The following is a 14686-nucleotide window of genomic DNA, read 5'->3' on the forward strand; positions in this document are numbered from 1 at the left end:
GCCAGCCAGGAAGGGTGCGATGAACCGTATCCGGCCGTCGACTAGTTCCAAAGGGCGGCGACGTGGGCTTCGGCTTCGCGGGTCCGGGCTTGGGCGCGGGCGGCTGCGGTCGCTGCGCTCGTGAGGCCGGTCTGCATGGCGTCGGCGCAGCGTGTCCAATCGCGGTGAGCGCGCTCGTAGGCCTGTTGGGCTTGCCCCGCCCACATCTCCCTCAACTCGGAGACTTCCGTGTCGAGCTCGTCGAGAAGGTCACGGATGTTCTGTGCGGTATCGGCAAGCGCCGCGACCGACTGAGCGAGAGACTCATGCTCTACCCGGATACGCATCAGCTGGTTTCTGTCTCGGGATCGGCTTTCGGCCAGCTCATGTCGAGTTCGCGGAGCGTGTACGGCTGGGACACCTTGTCGGTGAGGAAGTACGTGTAGAAGACCACGGCAGCTTCGTCAGCGTTGAACACCTCGTGCGGGTACACCGTGGTGCTGTGCCGGCCCTCGTCCCAGGGGATCACCTCGGTCGGCTCCCCAGTGACGTCAGCACCGGGCTTGCCGATCGTGTACTGATGCGCGGTCCCATCGGGATCCACATGACGAACCTCGATCGTCAGCGCCTCAGCCGAGCCCGCGCACTGCATGTACTCGTCGTTGAACGGGAGGTCTTCCAGAAGGTCCGCGCCCTCCGGCGCCCGCCACAGACTCCACGCCCAAAACGAGGACCCATCCATCCGGCCTAGGGAGTATCGAATCTGCTCAGGGTAGGGGCGAAAATTGTCTATGAGCGGCCAGCGGCTTGCGCTGTTTTTTTGGGAGATGTGGGTGGGGTCGCTCATGACACCTTCTTCAGTAGCACTTGAACAATTTCGATCCGCTGACCGTTGAGAACCCCAGTCGCTGGCGTTTCTCGACTGACGGTCCCGTCAAAGCCTCGCTGGGCAGCATTCTGGCTCCCCGACCCACTCTTCACCTCGACACCGACATAGGTCCCGTCAGGGTTCCGGATAAGTCCGTCATAGGTGCGAACCTGATCTGCGGTCGCATCGGGCTTGTGATGGTACCCCTCAATCGTGGTTCGGACCTTGGTACTGATCACGTCAGCGCCAGTGTCTTCGGCGACTTCCTCGAGGCCGATCTTCTCCCAATCCTCCCAGGGGCGCTGGCCGTCGCCGTTGTACTGCCCCTTCACGTCGCGGCCCCCGTACTCGGGGTGTGGTGCCGGGCGCTGAACCACGGAGACTGCATCGTCGCCGGTCGCCTCGTTCATCCATCGGCTCCCGGCATGCCCGGCAGCCGCGAGCCCCGCACCGGCGACGCCCACGCCAGCCCAGGCGAGGCCGCCACCGGGGGCTGCCCCAACACCGGTGAGCGCGAGTGCACCTCCGCCGCCGATCATCGTGCCGCCACCGACGACGAGCGCGACTCCTCCGAGGAGCTCGAGAAGGATGTCGGGGTGGTTGATCAGCGCGGTGCCCATCGAGGTGATGAAGTTCAGCTGCTCGATGGCCGGGTTGAGCACGGCAGTCTCAAACATCACGGCGCCGATCGCTCCGGCGGCCGCCCAGTGCTTCGCACTGTCCGCCTGCTTCGGCGTCTGCAGGGGCGCGGCATCCGCCGCATCATGGATGGCATTCGCGGCATCCACGGCGTAGCGATCCAACACACCGCGCGCGTTCGTCAACACCTCAACCGCCTGTGCGCGCAGGTCCGCCCCGCCATCGATGAACGGGACGTCGAGTTCGACGTGTCGAAGGTGGAGGTCGCTCTCCAGCGCACGCACCTTCACCCGGTGCGCCGCGCGCGACGTGATCGTCGCCGCTTCCGCTTGCTCCCACAGGTCGATCGCGCGCGCGGCCTCTTCCTGCGCCCACCGCAGAGCATCGCCGTAGGCCGAGAGCGCGGCCGCGCCGTTCATCAGTTGCTCGCCGGATTGCTCCCACGACGACCGCACGTACTCCGCCCGCTCGAGATATCTGTCATACGGGTAACCCGTCCACGCGGAATCGACCTCGAGGCCCCGCAAGCCGTCGCGAAGCTCCGTGGCGGCCTCAGACCGCGACCGCCACGCGGACGCCACCGTATGCGCGGCGGCATACGAGCCCGGTACCAACGCGACCGGATCCGTCGTCATCCCTAGCTCGGACATCAGTAGTCGCTCTCCGACCAGATCATCTGATCGAGTTCACTGCTCGACGCCTCATCGCCCCGGTCGAACACGTCGGCCGTCTGCCGGAGGTTCTCCGACAACATGTCGACATCACTGAGACGCCGCCCCAAGGCCATAGTCCACGTGTCGTCAAAGCGGGCTACCGCCTCGTCGATCGAGTCCGCGCCAAGACCGGAAGACTTGGCGACCACTGTCGACCCGAAATCGGCACGAACTGCCGCAGCCCTCGTCGAAAAAGCCCGAAGAGCATCCGTGTCAATATCACTCATTGCGCCCCCCGACACAACTATCGTCCTGTGGCGATCGGTCGATCAGCCAGGACGATTGGCATCCTACGCCCCCGGCTACTCCAAGATGGCTTTGCTACCTCTGCCGGCGCCAGGGCCTCTAGCGCGAGTGGCGGATCGCCCACCTTTTGCGCCAGTCACGGCTGTTCTACACTCCCGCGCTTTAGAAGCGCCTTCTGGAACTCCGGGGATCGTTGGGGGTGTCGTGGAAATGCCACTCGAGGATCAACTCGTTCTGCAACGGCTCCCCGCCGCCCCCGGCCATCGCGGTGTACGAAACGACGTCACCGTACTCGACGCGGATCGGGGTGGGTGGGTGGTTGAAGATGTAGGTGTTGCCGCCCTGCCCCAGGTTCATATCGGTAACCATGATCGGGCGCCCCGAGCTGTTCTTCACAGTCCACATATGGCTGTTCGGTCGATGCTCTGGAGTCCCCCAAGGTGCGGGTAGCGCAAGCCGCTGTGCATCTAGTGCTTCCTGCGCGATGAGGTTAGCTCGGTCAAGGGCCGCCTCGGCCTTTCCCTGCGCCTGGACTGCTCCGCGCTCACTTTTCTTCGCTCGTCTTGAGTGGATGACGGCCACAATCGCGGCGACAGCGGCCACACCGTTCACCACGAGGATGCCGAAGTTGACGATCAGGGCAGGGACATCAGTCATGCTCGGAATCGTAACCGGAGTTCTGAACCTGATCTGTACCGGCGGAGACACTTCGCTTGAGCAACTCGCCGACGCGATCGTGCAGGTCGCATCGAGGTATTGCGCTCCTGCCGTCGAGTCGTGTCCGCCGGGCGAGAAGTACAACGACGAACCGGTACGTGCGCTCAGCAGCGTACTTCTCTGCCTGGGTGATGCCCTCTGCGGCCGTGAAGGAATCCAGGTGCGCGTCGCACTCACCCTTAAGCGCAGGATTCTCCGACGGATCTGTGACGAATCCCTGCCCCCGCACGTCCTATCCATGAGCGACCAACCACGCTCCCGGTGAGGCCATCAGGTCTCGCAGCCGGAACCACGTGAGACGAAGGAACAGTCATGGCAACTCAGGATCAGAACACCCCCGCCAGCCCCGCCGAGAAGGAACTGGCACAGACTTCCGCCGCGCCGAAGCCGGCAGCGTCCACCTCGCGTGTGGACCGCTCCTCGAGCTTCTCGACGTCGCGGATCCCCGCTGACTCGAATGCCGCGGGCAAGACCACCATCGCCGACGGCGTCGTGGCCAAGGTCGCCGGCATCGCCGCGCGTGAGGTCGCCGGCGTGTACGCGCTCGGTGGAGGCGGAGCACGCGCCTTCGGCGCCATCCGCGACGTGATCAACGCCACCGACCTCTCGCAGGGCGTCAAGGTCGAGGTCGGCGAGACGCAGGCCGCCGCAGACCTGACCATCGTCGTCGAGTACCCCGCTCCCATCCAGGAGGTTGCGAACAACGTCCGCGCCGCCGTCGCAGGAGCCATCAGCCGTCTGGTCGGCCTCGAGGTCGTCGAGGTCAACGTCGAGGTCAACGACGTGCACGTGCCCGGCGACGACAGCACCGAGAACGAGGAGTCGCGCGTCTCATGACCCCCACCACCACGGGCGCCCTGATCGGCGCCCTCCTCGCCCTCGCGGCGCTGATGTTCGGATTCTGGGGCTTCCTGCTCATGGCTCTGTTCGCCGGCATCGGGGCGCTCATCGGTCGGATCGCGTCCGGCAAGCTCGACGTCCGAGGTCTCGCGGACGCCTTCACCGGGCGGCGCACCTCCTGATGCGCGCCGACCAGCACTTCGCCGCCGGTGGCGGCCCTGCGGGGGCCGCCACCGAGGCCACCGTCCCTGGTCGCGTCGACGTGAAAGAGCGCGTCTACCGCACGGTCACCGAGCAGGCGTCCGCAACCCTGATCGGTGTCCCCCGCGGTGACGTGAAGGTCGACGTGACCGAACATCCAGGCGGGATCGCGGTGCGCATCGCCACGCCGCTTCCCGTTCCGGATCTCGACGACACCGTCGCGATCTCCCAGAGCGTCCCCGTGCTCGATCGGGCCCGCCAGCTGCAGGAGCAGCTCCAGCGGAACCTGACCGACGTCCTCGGACGCGACGTCACCCGCATCAACCTCACCATCACCGGTGCGACCATCCCCGAGAGGAGACGAGTGCGATGAGCACCCCGGTTCTTCGTCGCGTCGTCCGACGCGAGACGCACTCACCGCGTACCGTCGCGATGTTCGTGGCGGTCATCCTCCTCATCCTCGCCTTGGCCTACATCGGGCTCGAGATCGTGCTGAGCCTCGCCGCCCAGCCCGCGCTCCTGCTCGGTCCGGCCGCTGCCGGCGGATGGATCGTGGGCCTGCCCACCGCGCAGCCCGCCGGACTCGTGATCGCGGGCAGCGTCGTGCTCGCCCTGATCGGGATCGTCTTCCTCGTGCTCGCCCTGACGCCCGGCCGTCTGTCGAAGCACACCCTCGAAGCGGGCGACCGGGCTGTCGTCGTCGACAACGGCGTGATCGCCAGCGCTCTCGCCCAGCACCTCTCGGAGGAGACGGGCCTCGCTCGCGAGAACATCACCGTGGGTGTCGGCCACCGCGGAGTCGACGTCACCGTGCGCCCCGGCGCCGGGATCCCGCTCGACAAGAATGCGGTGCAGTCCGCCGCCGAAGCCGAGCTGCAGACGTACCGACTCACCAGGAGCGTCCGCACCCGGGTGCGCATCGAGCGCCCCACCGAGCAGGAGGACGAGCTGTGAACACCACCAACCGTGCATTGAACCGCACACTGCTGCTGATCATCGGCCTGCTGTTCCTGGGCCTCGGCGCCGTCGGCATCGCGATCATGAGCTGGCCCACCGCGACGGACATCTGGACGTCGGCCGGCAAGGACGCCCGCTCGTGGCTCGACCAGGCGATCGCCGCCACCGCGATCGCGGGCGGCAGCCTCTCATGGATCGGAATCGGCGCTGTCGCGGCGATCCTCGTGGTCGTCGTGCTGCTGATCCTCGCGCTCACCAGCATCGCCGGACGCCGCTCCAAGACGGCCTTCCGCTCGACGGGTGCGCAGAACCCGCTGGGTCGGGTCACCGTCACCGAGTCGTTCGTGTCGGACGCCGTGAAGAACTCGCTCGCGACGCGGGACGAGATCCTCTCGGCGCAGGTCACGGCGAACGACATCCGCAACACGCCCGTGCTGCACGTGTCGGTCACGCCGCGGCAGAACACCGACCCGCGCGAGCTCGTCGATCACGTCGACCGGCTGCTCACCAACCTCGCCACCCTGACCGGCCGTGAAACCGAGACGTACGTCTCGATCCACACCGGACTCCGTGCTCGTCTCGCCCACGACCAGCGTCGACTGTCGTGAACACCGATCGTCGCCCTCACTGTCAGGAAGCAGGAACCAGCATCATGCGAAACAAGATCCTCCTCATCGGCGCCGTCGCCTTCGTCGCCTACATCCTGGGCAGCCGCTCGGCGACCGTGCAGGTGAACAAGGGCGAGTCGGTCCGGCATCAGCTCATACGGATGTGGAACGACCCCAAGGCGAAGAAGGAACGCGCCAAGACCGCCAAGAAGGCGGCCAAGGCTGCGGAGAAGGCGCTCGACCGGGTGCGCCGCTGACACCCGTCCACACACTTATCGTCGGTCGCGAAGAGCAACGGCGATAAGACGTAGGGAACCCTCCCGCCGTCACGATCACCCTCACGAAAGGAGCTCCTCATGGGACTCGACGACAAGATCAAGAACGCCGCTCAGGACATCGCCGGCAAGGCGAAGGAAGCGATCGGCAACGCGACCGACAACGACAAGCTCGCCGCCGAAGGCAAGGCCGACCAGGTCAAGGCCGACGCGAAGAAGGCCGGCGAGAACGTCAAGGACGCTTTCAAGAAGTAACACTCCGGCGCGGGCGGGTGGAGGGCGATTCACACCTCCACCCGCCCGTTGCTGTGTGCGCGCGGGCCGGCGTGAGACGATGCCGGGATGGATGCCGCTGCGGAGGAGGAACTGCGGGAGCTGCGGGCTCGCGCGTATGGTCCTCACGCCGACATCGCGACCGACCCGGCTGCACTCCGCCGGCTGCAGGAGCTCGAGTCGTCGCGTGCTGCGTCGTCCGCCCGACTCCGAGCGGGCGGGGCGACTGCTCTCGACGATCCTGCCGCAGCGGCGGAGTTGCGCCTCGTGATCCCTGCTGCCGACGAGTCCCGCGCGAGCGATGAGCTCCTCGATCGACTGGGTGACGACTCGCTCTGGGACGACCCCGTCGCGCACGATCAGCCGACGGAGGATGCCGGCTGGCGGTCGCGTCTCGCAAGATGGCGGATGCCGCTGTGGGCGGCATCGGTCGTGGCGGCCGCTGCCGCGGCCGCCGCCGTGACCTTCGCCCTGACGTCGATGCCGTCGATCTCTTCATCGGCGGGCGCACCGCAGGTCGAGACGCTCGAACTGGTGCGCACCGGAGCCGTTCCCCCGGGGTGGTTCGGGGCGGAGACCGACGTCGCGGCCGCCGAATTCCTCGGCCTGACGGTCTTCGAGAGTCCGGGGTGGGTGTCGGAGTCGGGGGACCGCTCGTCGGAGAACCGCTGCATCTCGGTCGTCAGGACGGTCGATGTGCCCGACGAGGGGTCGGACGACGGGTCGTCGTCCATCAGCGGACCGATGTATGCGGCATGCAGTATCGGCTCGTTCCCGGCTGAGGTCGTGGTGCCGATCGACGGTGAGATGCCGGAGCAGCTGATCGAGCGCTATCCCTCGGGCGTCGCGCTCCAGTTCGTTCTCGACGGCGATCGCGTCGGCGTCTTCCTCGACAGCGACGAGGGGTAGCGGGTCGAGCGGGTCAGCCGCGCTGGCGAGCCGACGACGCGATCTATCCGGCGTCTACGCCGGTGCGGACGACCGAGACCCCGAGCTCTTCGATGCCCGAGGCCGTGGCGTCGCTGAGCCCGGCATCCGTCACGATCAGGTCGAGATCGGTGAGGTCGAGCACGCGGTACCGGCCGAACGTGCCGTACTTCGAGCTGCCGGCGACGAGCACCGTCTCGCTCGCGCTCTCGAGCGCGGCGGTCTTGGGGGCGATCTTCGATTCGGTCGGGGTGGTGACGCCGCGGCGCAGATCCCACGACGACGACGAGAGGAAGGCGATGTCGATCGACAGCTCGTGCAGGGTGAGGGCGGCGAGGCGTCCGGTGGTCGACTGGTTGGCCTTCTCGACCCGCCCGCCGATCGCGATGATGTCGGCCGTGGGGTGATCGAGGAACGCGGCGATGATCGCCAGGTCGTTCGTCACGACGGTGAGGTCCTGGATGCTCTCGAGGTGCGGGCGCATCGCCTGGATGGTCGTGCCGGCGTCGAGGTAGATGGTCATCGACTCGGTGACGAGGGATGCCGCGTGGCGGGCCATGGCATCTTTCTCGGCGACGTCTTGGCGGGCCTTCTCGAAGCGCGACGGCTCGGTCACCAGGCGTGAGGCGATCTTGGCGCCCCCTGGCGTGGCCAGCACTCGTCCGGCCTCTTCGAGCACCGAGATGTCGCGTCGGATCGTCATGTGGCTGACGCCGACGAGGTCTGTGAGCTGGCGATAGCTCAGCACCCCTTCGCGGCGGAGGTGCTTGACGATCAGCTCGCGGCGCTGCTCGGGAATGAGCGGCGTCGATGCGGCAGAGGCGGGCTTCGTCATGTCGTGGTCAGCCTAGCGAACGAGGGCGGCGCTCTCGGTCCAGGGAGTGCCCCACCGCGCGGCCAGTGCGGCGACGTCTTCAGCGGGCAGCAGGCGCCGGGGCTTGCCGTCGGTGAGCAGGGTGATGCGGCACGCCTCTTCGAGCTCGATCGCGGCCTCGATCGCGGCGTCCAGACCGGGTGCCGAGACGATCTGACCGTGGTTGGCGAGCAGTGCGCCGTGGAACGGATGCGGCAGCGCGAGCAGCTGTGCGGCGAGGTCCGGGTCGCCCGGCACGCGGAACGGGACGAGGGGGCTCTGCCCGACGCGCATGACGAAGTAGGGCGTGAGGGGCGGGATCGCACTCGTGTCAGACCAGGGCTCGAGGCAGCTCGCCGCGACGGCGAACGGAGAGTGCAGGTGCACGACCGCCGAGTGGGAGGCGTTCTTCTCGTAGAAGGCCAGGTGCAGGGCGAGCTCTTTCGAGGGCTTCGCACCGCGCATGAAGTCACCGTCGCGCGTGACGACCGCGATGTCCTCTTCAGACAGGCGGCCGAGATCGGTGCCCGTGCCCGTCATGTAGACCAGGTCGTCGGCGAGGATGCTGACATTGCCGCTGCTGCCGGGGCTGACCCCCGCAGCCGCGACGCGGGCGCCCGCGGCGATCAGATCGTCAATCGGTGAGGTCATCGAGCGCCCTCCAGGCGGTGGTGAACATGTCTTCGGAGCCGAAGTTCCCGGACTTGAGTGCGATGGTGAGCGGGCCGTGCGCCGAATCGGCGGCGCTCCAGCAGACGCCGGGCGCGATGCGCGGACCGATGTGCAGACGCTGGATGCCGAGGTGCTGGACCACGGCTCCCGAGGTCTCGCCGCCCGCGACGATCACCTGGGTGACGCCGAGGCTCTCGACGGCGCGGGAGACGATCTCCGAGAGCACGGCCTCGATGTTCCCCGCGACGGTGTTGCCCGAGGACCCGCGGCGGATGTCGTCGAGAGAGCCGACCGAATAGATGACGGGGATCTCGTCGGCGGCCAGGCCCTGCAACCACGACACCGTCTCGGCGATGACGCTCTCGGGGTCTGTCGCGACGGCTTCGATGTCGAGCTTGCGGGTCGGCAGCGTCTCGGAGGCGTGGGCGATCTGCGCGCGAGTCTTCGCCGAGGCGCTCCCGCACACGATCAGGCGTCGCCCCGACACCGGCTCGATCTGCGAGAGAGCGCCGGGTCGTGGGCCGGTCATGCCGAGAGCGAGGCCCGCTCCGCCGCTCACCACGCGCCAGTCGGAGACGGCGGTGGCGATGGTCTCGAGGTCGGCGTCGGTGATCGCGTCGACGACGGTGTACCCCGCAGGCGACGAGGCCAGTGCACTGCGCAGCGCGGCCGGCCCGGCCCAGACGGTCGGGGCGGCCACCTCGTGGATCTCGCGGGTGGTCTGCGGGGCGAGGATGTCGCGCAGTCGTGACTGCGTCATCGGCGTGAGCGGGTGGTGACGCATGGGGGAGTGCTCGAGCAGCTCCTCGCCCACGAAGAGGTGACCGCGGTAGACGGTGCGACCGTTGTCGGGGAAGGACGGCACGACCACGGTGCGCTGCTCGCCGAGCTCGTCCATCACGGCGTCGAGGATCGGACCGATGTTGCCCTCGGGCGTGGAGTCGAAGGTCGAGCAGTACTTGACGTAGAACCGACGTGCATCGAGCGCCTCGAGAGATGCCACGGCCCGCACGCTCTGCGCGACGGCGGTGGCGACCGGGGCGGTGCGCGTCTTGAGTGCGACGACGACGGCATCCGCATCACCGAGGGCCTGAGGGTCGAGAGGGGCGTCCTCGATCGACACCACGGCGCGGAAGCCGCGCTCGCGCAGGGCGATGGCGAGATCCGTCGCGCCGGTGAAGTCGTCTGCGACTGCGCCGATTTCGATCACGCGTCCTCCTCGGGTAGGTGACACCATTTGACCACGTGTGAATCCATGTGAACAAATTTGATAATTCTGTATGACTGTGGAAAAGTGATCGACGCCCACGGGAGAACCCGCTCCCCGGGCATCGCACGACCGCACGGAACGTCCCGTGCAGAGGGGACCACCGATGACCCGCACTCCTGTTCGCGTCGCTCTCACCGGCGCACGCGGAGGCTTCGGCCGCACCTTCCTCGCCCAGCTCCGGTCGATCGACCGCATGACGGCGACGCAGCTCATCGACCCCGATGTCGACGGCGTGCGCACCCTCAAAGACGATCTCGGCGGTCTTCCCGACGCCGAACCGATCCCCGGTCATGACGACGTCCGCTGGGACGAGATCGACGTGCTCGTCGAGGCTTCCGGCCGCGTCGAGGCGGGCTATCGGTATGCCGCAGAGGCGATCAGCCGAGGCATCCACGTCGTGATGGTCAGCAAGGAGATCGAGAGCGTGGCGGGGGTCTCGCTCGCGAAGGCCGCGCGAGAACGCGGTGTCGGCTACCTGCCCGGAGACGGCGACCAGCCGGCCAACCTGCTGCGCCTGCTCGACTGGGTCGAGAAGGTCGGTCTGCACGTGGTCGCCCTCGGCAAGTCCGGCGAGTACGACCTCGTCTTCGACCCTGCCACCGGCATCCTCGACCAGCAGGGCGAGCGGATCGACGCCTCCGGTCTCGGCGATCACCTGTTCCTCGCGGACGACATCCACGAGACCCTCGCCGCACGCGCCGCCATCGTCGCCCCGCTCAAGCGCGCTGCGGCTGCAGACTCGTGCGAGATGGCCGTCGTCTCGCTCTACTCCGGCGCCACCGCAGACACCGAGCGCATGCACTACCCGGTCGCGCGTCCCAGTGAGCTCGCCGACATCTACGCCCGCCGCGCCGACGGAGGTCTGATCGACACCGACCGCGCGGTCGACGTCTTCTCGGCCCTGCGTCTGCCCGGTGAGACGAGCTTCGCGGGCGGCGTCTTCACGATCGTCACCACGGGAGACGACGAGGTCTGGGAGCTGCTCGGGGGCAAGGGGCACATCGTCTCGCGCTCGGGTGAGTACGCCTGCATCTACTGGCCGTACCACTTCATGGGCGTCGAGACGCCGCTCACGATCGACGCCGTCGCCTCCGGTGCGACGCCGTTCGCCGAGCCGCGCCACCACACCGTACTCGCCGCTCGCGCCTCCGAGCCGCTCGCCGCCGGTACGACGTTCGAGGTGCGGGGCCACCACCACGAGATCGACGGCGTACGCCCCGTGATCATCGACCGCGCCGAGGCCCTCAGCGACACCGACGATGCGCTCGCGGCCGCCTACTACCTGCTCTCCGGCGCGCGACTCGTGCGCGACGTCACCGAGGGCGAGCTCATCCGCATCTCCGATCTCGAGGGCGTCGCGGATGACGTGCGCGCCGCGTTCGTGGAGGGTGTGCGGCTGTGACCGTCGAGGCAGCTCGCCGCATCCGTGAGGCGCGTCTCCCCGAGGGGTACGAGCTGCGGATCGTCGACGGGCATCACCATTTCTGGGATCTCGACGGCGACGGCCACTGGCCGTGGATCCAGGACGAGTACAACGAGGACTTCTTCCTCGGCGACTACAACGCCATGCGTCGCACCTTCCTGCCGCGTGAGTACCTCGCCGAGACCGCGGGCTGGAACATCGTCGGCACCGTGCACTGCGAGGCCGAGCGCAGCCGCAGCGAGCAGGTCGAGGAGGATGACTTCCTGCAGACGCTCAGCGACGCGACCGCCGGACGGTTCCCGCTCGCCGCCGTCGCGCACGTCGGATTCCTGCAGGCCGACCGTGACGAGGTGCTGGCCGCTCACGCACAGCGCTCGATCGTGCGCGGCATCCGCTCGAAGCCCCTGATCGCCGCTCGCGCCGACGAGCGTGCGACCGGCGCCGGCACGCTCCACGACCCGGAGTGGGTCGAGGGCATCGCCGCCGTCGCGGCACACGGATTCTCGTGGGACCTGCGCGTCCCGCACTACCACCTGGCCGAGGCGGCCGACGTGCTGGCCGACTTCCCCGACCTCCCCGTCGTCGTGAACCACTGCGGCCTGCCGCTTGATCGCTCCGTCGAGGGACTGGGTGTGTGGCGCGACGGCATGGAGCGCCTCGCCGCGCTGCCCGGCACCGTCGTCAAGGTGTCTGAGCTGGGCCTCTACCGCAACCGCTGGGATCGCCCGTCGAACGAGGTCGTCGTCAGAGACACCCTCTCGATCTTCGGTGCCGACCGCACCCTGTTCGCCTCGAACCTGCCGGTCGCCACGCTCACCGCCCCCGACTTCGACGAAGTCATGGACACGATCCTCGCCGGTGCCGCAGGCCTCGACTCCGCGGGCCTCGATGCGCTGTTCCACGGCACCGCCGCGCGGGTCTACCGCCTCGATCTCTCTTCCCTTCCCTCCGACTCGCTCTCCAAGGACCACTGATGACCACCGTCGACCAGGGCACCGCCGCCCGCACCGCACGCCCCACGAAGATCCGCTGGTGGGTCATCGTCGTGCTGTTCGTCTTCTACACGATCAACTGCATCGACCGGGCCTCGCTCTCGGTCGCCCTGCCCACCATCAGCGCCGAGTTCCTGCTCGAACCCGCCGTGCAGGGCCTCATCCTCTCGGCGTTCTTCTGGACGTACTGCCTCTTCCAGATCCCCGGCGGCGCGGCCGCCGACAAGTTCGGGCCGCGCAGGGTGATCGGCATCGCCGCCGTCATCTGGGGATCGTTCACCGCGCTGGCCGGGCTCGCGGTCAACGCCGTGATGCTCGTGCTCAGCCGCCTCGGCCTCGGCGCCTTCGAGGCACCGTACATGCCGTCGGCCAACAAGCTCGTCACCCGCTGGCTGCCGGCGAAGCACCGCGCCACCGGTGTCACCCTCATCGACTCCGGAGCGCCGCTCGGATCGGCCTTCGGTGCGCTCGTCGTCACCGGCCTGATCACGGCGACGGGATCGTGGCGCTGGTCGTTCATCATCATCGGTCTCGCCACCGTCGTGATCGGCATCGGCGTCGCCCTCTTCATCCGCAACCACCCCTCGGAGCATCCGCTCGTCAACCGCGCCGAGGAGGAGCTGATCCGCTCCGGCGGCGTCGAGGAGCGCGTGGACGAGGAGCCGCCGGGCATGAGCCGGGCGACCGTCTTCTGGATGGTCGTCGGCCGCATCGGCTGGGCCATGGTCTTCTGGGGTCTGGTCACCTGGGGCCCGACGTACCTCTCGCAGGCTCGGGGCCTCGACCTCGCGGCGATGGGATTCGCGACCTTCCTCATCTTCCTGTGCGGAGCCTTCGGTGAGATCCTCAGCGGCATCCTCGCCGACACCCTGCAGAAGCGCATGTCTCCGAACCGCGCCTTCAAGCTGCTGTTCGGCGGATCCGGTGCCCTCAGCCTGCTCGCGCTCGCCGCGCTGCCGTTCGTGAGCGATACCGCGACAGCGGTGACCCTGCTCTGCATCGGAGTGTTCTTCAACCTGTTCGGCGGCCTGTACTGGACGATCCCCGGTCGTCTGGCCAAGCCCGAGCGTGTGGGCGTCGTCGGCGGCGTGATGAACTTCGCCGGCACCTCGGCGGGCATCGTCGTGCCGATCGTCGCGGGCCTGCTGGTGCAGTTCACCGGCGGCTACACCGCGGTGCTCATCTACCTCGCGGTCTGCGCAGCGATCTATCTCGTCGGCTCGCTCTCGATCGACTTCGAGGGGCGCGGAGTGCGCAAGGCGGCCGTGCATGCCTGACCTCTACGACGGGCCGATCATCGACTCGCATCACCACGTGTGGGATCTCGGCCTCGGCCGGCACCCGTGGCTGGCCGCGGGTGCGAGCGTCGCCCACCGCTACGGCGACTACGAGCCCATCAAGCGCGACTATCTGCCGGCCGACTATCTGCAGGACATCGCGGGGACGGGCGTCGTCGCCTCGGTGTACATGGAGGCCGAGTGGACGCCGGGTGACGGCATGACGGAGGTGCGCACCGTCGAGCGGTACCGCGAGGAGTCGGGCGTGCCAGGGTCGATGGTCGCGCAGGCCTGGCTCGATGCTCCGGATGCCGCCGATCGCCTGTCCGAGCTGGCCGCCGTGCCCGCGGTCAAGAGCGTTCGGCACAAGCCCGGTGGGGCGACGTCGCGCGCTGACGTCGAGGCGGGCGTGCGCTCGCTGCTGAGTGACGACTCCTGGCGCGCGGGCTACGCGCTCCTCGCCGAGCACGGTCTGCACTTCGACCTGCAGACGCCGTGGTGGAACCTCGACGAGGCGCACCGTCTCGCCGCCGACTTCCCCGAGACGACGATCGTGATCGATCACGCGGGCGTCCTCGCGTCTCGCGACGACGAGACGGTCGCCGCCTGGCGTGCCGCCCTCGAGCGGGTCGCCGAGGCACCCAACGTCGTGATCAAGGCGTCGGGGCTCTGCGTCGCCGGCACGCCATGGGCCGTCGAGGCCAACCGCGGTCCGATCGAGGATCTCGTGCGGGTCTTCGGTGCCGAGCGCGTCATGTTCGGCAGCAACTTCCCCGTCGACGGCATGTTCATCGACTTCCGCGGCCTGGTCGACGGCTACCGCGAGATCCTCTCCGCCTTCGACGCCGATGCCCAGCGTGCGGTGTTTCACGACACGGCGCAGCGCGTGTACGACCCCAGACCTCTCACCGACCAGACCTCCTGACACCGACCCGCTCCCTGACGAACGACCAAGG

General features: G+C 68.1%; 20 protein-coding genes. 12 read left to right on the plus strand and 8 right to left on the minus strand.

Annotated elements, in window-relative coordinates:
- Positions 1-41 precede the first annotated feature (41 nt).
- The 5 genes from ACQ4LY_RS06240 to ACQ4LY_RS06260 form a co-directional block, all read right to left on the minus strand.
- Positions 42-326, minus strand: a complete 285-nt coding sequence (locus ACQ4LY_RS06240) for a WXG100 family type VII secretion target (protein WP_431075152.1) — start codon at positions 324-326, stop codon at positions 42-44.
- Complete coding sequence (locus tag ACQ4LY_RS06245; protein ID WP_431075153.1) at positions 326-826, minus strand: hypothetical protein; 501 nt, start codon at positions 824-826, stop codon at positions 326-328. Before ACQ4LY_RS06245 ends, ACQ4LY_RS06240 begins: the two co-directional genes overlap by 1 nt.
- Complete coding sequence (locus ACQ4LY_RS06250; protein ID WP_431075154.1) at positions 823-2121, minus strand: putative T7SS-secreted protein; 1299 nt, start codon at positions 2119-2121, stop codon at positions 823-825. The genes ACQ4LY_RS06245 and ACQ4LY_RS06250 overlap by 4 nt, the downstream gene beginning before the upstream one ends.
- Positions 2122-2135: 14 nt before the next feature.
- Entirely contained in the window at positions 2136-2426 is a 291-nt protein-coding gene (locus ACQ4LY_RS06255; protein ID WP_431075155.1) for a type VII secretion target, read from the minus strand.
- Between the two features lie 181 nt (positions 2427-2607).
- A complete protein-coding gene (locus ACQ4LY_RS06260; RefSeq protein ID WP_431075156.1) occupies positions 2608-3102 on the minus strand; it encodes a hypothetical protein in 495 nt (164 codons plus the stop codon).
- Between the two features lie 372 nt (positions 3103-3474).
- On the opposite strand from ACQ4LY_RS06260, the gene ACQ4LY_RS06265 reads away from it, so the two are divergent.
- From ACQ4LY_RS06265 to ACQ4LY_RS06300, 8 genes are all read left to right on the plus strand, one after another.
- Positions 3475-3999 (plus strand): Asp23/Gls24 family envelope stress response protein, encoded by a 525-nt coding sequence (locus tag ACQ4LY_RS06265; RefSeq protein ID WP_431075157.1) that lies wholly within the window; start codon positions 3475-3477, stop codon positions 3997-3999.
- Positions 3996-4184 (plus strand): DUF2273 domain-containing protein, encoded by a 189-nt coding sequence (locus ACQ4LY_RS06270; RefSeq protein ID WP_056512003.1) that lies wholly within the window; start codon positions 3996-3998, stop codon positions 4182-4184. The genes ACQ4LY_RS06265 and ACQ4LY_RS06270 overlap by 4 nt, the downstream gene beginning before the upstream one ends.
- Positions 4184-4576 carry a hypothetical protein gene (locus tag ACQ4LY_RS06275; RefSeq protein ID WP_431075158.1) on the plus strand — a complete coding sequence of 131 codons (393 nt, stop codon included), beginning with the start codon at positions 4184-4186 and terminating at the stop codon, positions 4574-4576. Before ACQ4LY_RS06270 ends, ACQ4LY_RS06275 begins: the two co-directional genes overlap by 1 nt.
- Positions 4573-5157: a DUF6286 domain-containing protein gene (locus ACQ4LY_RS06280; protein WP_431075160.1), complete on the plus strand. Its 585-nt coding sequence runs from the start codon at positions 4573-4575 to the stop codon at positions 5155-5157. Before ACQ4LY_RS06275 ends, ACQ4LY_RS06280 begins: the two co-directional genes overlap by 4 nt.
- Positions 5154-5768 carry a hypothetical protein gene (locus tag ACQ4LY_RS06285; protein WP_431075161.1) on the plus strand — a complete coding sequence of 205 codons (615 nt, stop codon included), beginning with the start codon at positions 5154-5156 and terminating at the stop codon, positions 5766-5768. The genes ACQ4LY_RS06280 and ACQ4LY_RS06285 overlap by 4 nt, the downstream gene beginning before the upstream one ends.
- A gap of 44 nt (positions 5769-5812) precedes the next feature.
- Positions 5813-6025 carry a hypothetical protein gene (locus ACQ4LY_RS06290; RefSeq protein ID WP_431075162.1) on the plus strand — a complete coding sequence of 71 codons (213 nt, stop codon included), beginning with the start codon at positions 5813-5815 and terminating at the stop codon, positions 6023-6025.
- 99 nt (positions 6026-6124) lie between these two features.
- A complete protein-coding gene (locus ACQ4LY_RS06295) occupies positions 6125-6298 on the plus strand; it encodes a CsbD family protein (protein ID WP_053098095.1) in 174 nt (57 codons plus the stop codon).
- An 87-nt stretch (positions 6299-6385) separates the two neighbouring features.
- Complete coding sequence (locus ACQ4LY_RS06300) at positions 6386-7225, plus strand: hypothetical protein (RefSeq protein ID WP_431075163.1); 840 nt, start codon at positions 6386-6388, stop codon at positions 7223-7225.
- 43 nt (positions 7226-7268) lie between these two features.
- On the opposite strand, the gene ACQ4LY_RS06305 is transcribed toward ACQ4LY_RS06300, so the two are convergent.
- Genes ACQ4LY_RS06305 through otnK form a run of 3 tightly spaced genes read right to left on the minus strand, consistent with a single transcriptional unit; the run spans position 7269 to position 9978 of the window.
- Positions 7269-8078: a DeoR/GlpR family DNA-binding transcription regulator gene (locus ACQ4LY_RS06305; protein ID WP_431075164.1), complete on the minus strand. Its 810-nt coding sequence runs from the start codon at positions 8076-8078 to the stop codon at positions 7269-7271.
- Between the two features lie 12 nt (positions 8079-8090).
- Positions 8091-8747 (minus strand): class II aldolase/adducin family protein, encoded by a 657-nt coding sequence (locus ACQ4LY_RS06310; protein ID WP_431075165.1) that lies wholly within the window; start codon positions 8745-8747, stop codon positions 8091-8093.
- A complete protein-coding gene (gene otnK / locus ACQ4LY_RS06315; RefSeq protein ID WP_431075167.1) occupies positions 8731-9978 on the minus strand; it encodes a 3-oxo-tetronate kinase in 1248 nt (415 codons plus the stop codon). The genes ACQ4LY_RS06310 and otnK overlap by 17 nt, the downstream gene beginning before the upstream one ends.
- A gap of 163 nt (positions 9979-10141) precedes the next feature.
- Between otnK and ACQ4LY_RS06320 the strand changes: the two genes are divergently transcribed.
- The 4 genes from ACQ4LY_RS06320 to ACQ4LY_RS06335 are packed head-to-tail and all read left to right on the plus strand — an operon-like array spanning position 10142 to position 14655.
- On the plus strand, positions 10142-11440 hold the full coding sequence (locus tag ACQ4LY_RS06320) for a homoserine dehydrogenase (RefSeq protein ID WP_431075168.1): 1299 nt from the start codon (positions 10142-10144) through the stop codon (positions 11438-11440).
- Positions 11437-12435, plus strand: coding sequence for an amidohydrolase family protein (locus tag ACQ4LY_RS06325; RefSeq protein ID WP_431075169.1), 999 nt, complete (start codon positions 11437-11439; stop codon positions 12433-12435). The genes ACQ4LY_RS06320 and ACQ4LY_RS06325 overlap by 4 nt, the downstream gene beginning before the upstream one ends.
- Positions 12435-13730, plus strand: coding sequence for an MFS transporter (locus tag ACQ4LY_RS06330; RefSeq protein WP_431075170.1), 1296 nt, complete (start codon positions 12435-12437; stop codon positions 13728-13730). Before ACQ4LY_RS06325 ends, ACQ4LY_RS06330 begins: the two co-directional genes overlap by 1 nt.
- Positions 13723-14655 (plus strand): amidohydrolase family protein, encoded by a 933-nt coding sequence (locus ACQ4LY_RS06335; RefSeq protein ID WP_431075171.1) that lies wholly within the window; start codon positions 13723-13725, stop codon positions 14653-14655. The genes ACQ4LY_RS06330 and ACQ4LY_RS06335 overlap by 8 nt, the downstream gene beginning before the upstream one ends.
- The last annotated feature ends 31 nt before the right edge of the window (positions 14656-14686 follow it).

The organism is Microbacterium phyllosphaerae (assembly GCF_050628115.1).
Lineage (GTDB): Bacteria > Actinomycetota > Actinomycetes > Actinomycetales > Microbacteriaceae > Microbacterium > Microbacterium phyllosphaerae_A.

Bases quoted from the DNA above. Each gene is read 5' to 3' on its own strand.
- ACQ4LY_RS06240 (WP_431075152.1), bottom strand. From the start codon at position 326: ATGCGTATCCGGGTAGAGCATGAGTCTCTCGCTCAGTCGGTCGCGGCG.
- ACQ4LY_RS06245 (WP_431075153.1), bottom strand. From the start codon at position 826: ATGAGCGACCCCACCCACATCTCCCAAAAAAACAGCGCAAGCCGCTGG.
- ACQ4LY_RS06250 (WP_431075154.1), bottom strand. From the start codon at position 2,121: ATGACGACGGATCCGGTCGCGTTGGTACCGGGCTCGTATGCCGCCGCG.
- ACQ4LY_RS06255 (WP_431075155.1), bottom strand. From the start codon at position 2,426: ATGAGTGATATTGACACGGATGCTCTTCGGGCTTTTTCGACGAGGGCT.
- ACQ4LY_RS06260 (WP_431075156.1), bottom strand. From the start codon at position 3,102: ATGACTGATGTCCCTGCCCTGATCGTCAACTTCGGCATCCTCGTGGTG.
- ACQ4LY_RS06265 (WP_431075157.1), top strand. From the start codon at position 3,475: ATGGCAACTCAGGATCAGAACACCCCCGCCAGCCCCGCCGAGAAGGAA.
- ACQ4LY_RS06270 (WP_056512003.1), top strand. From the start codon at position 3,996: ATGACCCCCACCACCACGGGCGCCCTGATCGGCGCCCTCCTCGCCCTC.
- ACQ4LY_RS06275 (WP_431075158.1), top strand. From the start codon at position 4,184: ATGCGCGCCGACCAGCACTTCGCCGCCGGTGGCGGCCCTGCGGGGGCC.
- ACQ4LY_RS06280 (WP_431075160.1), top strand. From the start codon at position 4,573: ATGAGCACCCCGGTTCTTCGTCGCGTCGTCCGACGCGAGACGCACTCA.
- ACQ4LY_RS06290 (WP_431075162.1), top strand. From the start codon at position 5,813: ATGCGAAACAAGATCCTCCTCATCGGCGCCGTCGCCTTCGTCGCCTAC.
- ACQ4LY_RS06295 (WP_053098095.1), top strand. From the start codon at position 6,125: ATGGGACTCGACGACAAGATCAAGAACGCCGCTCAGGACATCGCCGGC.
- ACQ4LY_RS06300 (WP_431075163.1), top strand. From the start codon at position 6,386: ATGGATGCCGCTGCGGAGGAGGAACTGCGGGAGCTGCGGGCTCGCGCG.
- ACQ4LY_RS06305 (WP_431075164.1), bottom strand. From the start codon at position 8,078: ATGACGAAGCCCGCCTCTGCCGCATCGACGCCGCTCATTCCCGAGCAG.
- ACQ4LY_RS06310 (WP_431075165.1), bottom strand. From the start codon at position 8,747: ATGACCTCACCGATTGACGATCTGATCGCCGCGGGCGCCCGCGTCGCG.
- ACQ4LY_RS06320 (WP_431075168.1), top strand. From the start codon at position 10,142: ATGACCCGCACTCCTGTTCGCGTCGCTCTCACCGGCGCACGCGGAGGC.
- ACQ4LY_RS06330 (WP_431075170.1), top strand. From the start codon at position 12,435: ATGACCACCGTCGACCAGGGCACCGCCGCCCGCACCGCACGCCCCACG.
- ACQ4LY_RS06335 (WP_431075171.1), top strand. From the start codon at position 13,723: ATGCCTGACCTCTACGACGGGCCGATCATCGACTCGCATCACCACGTG.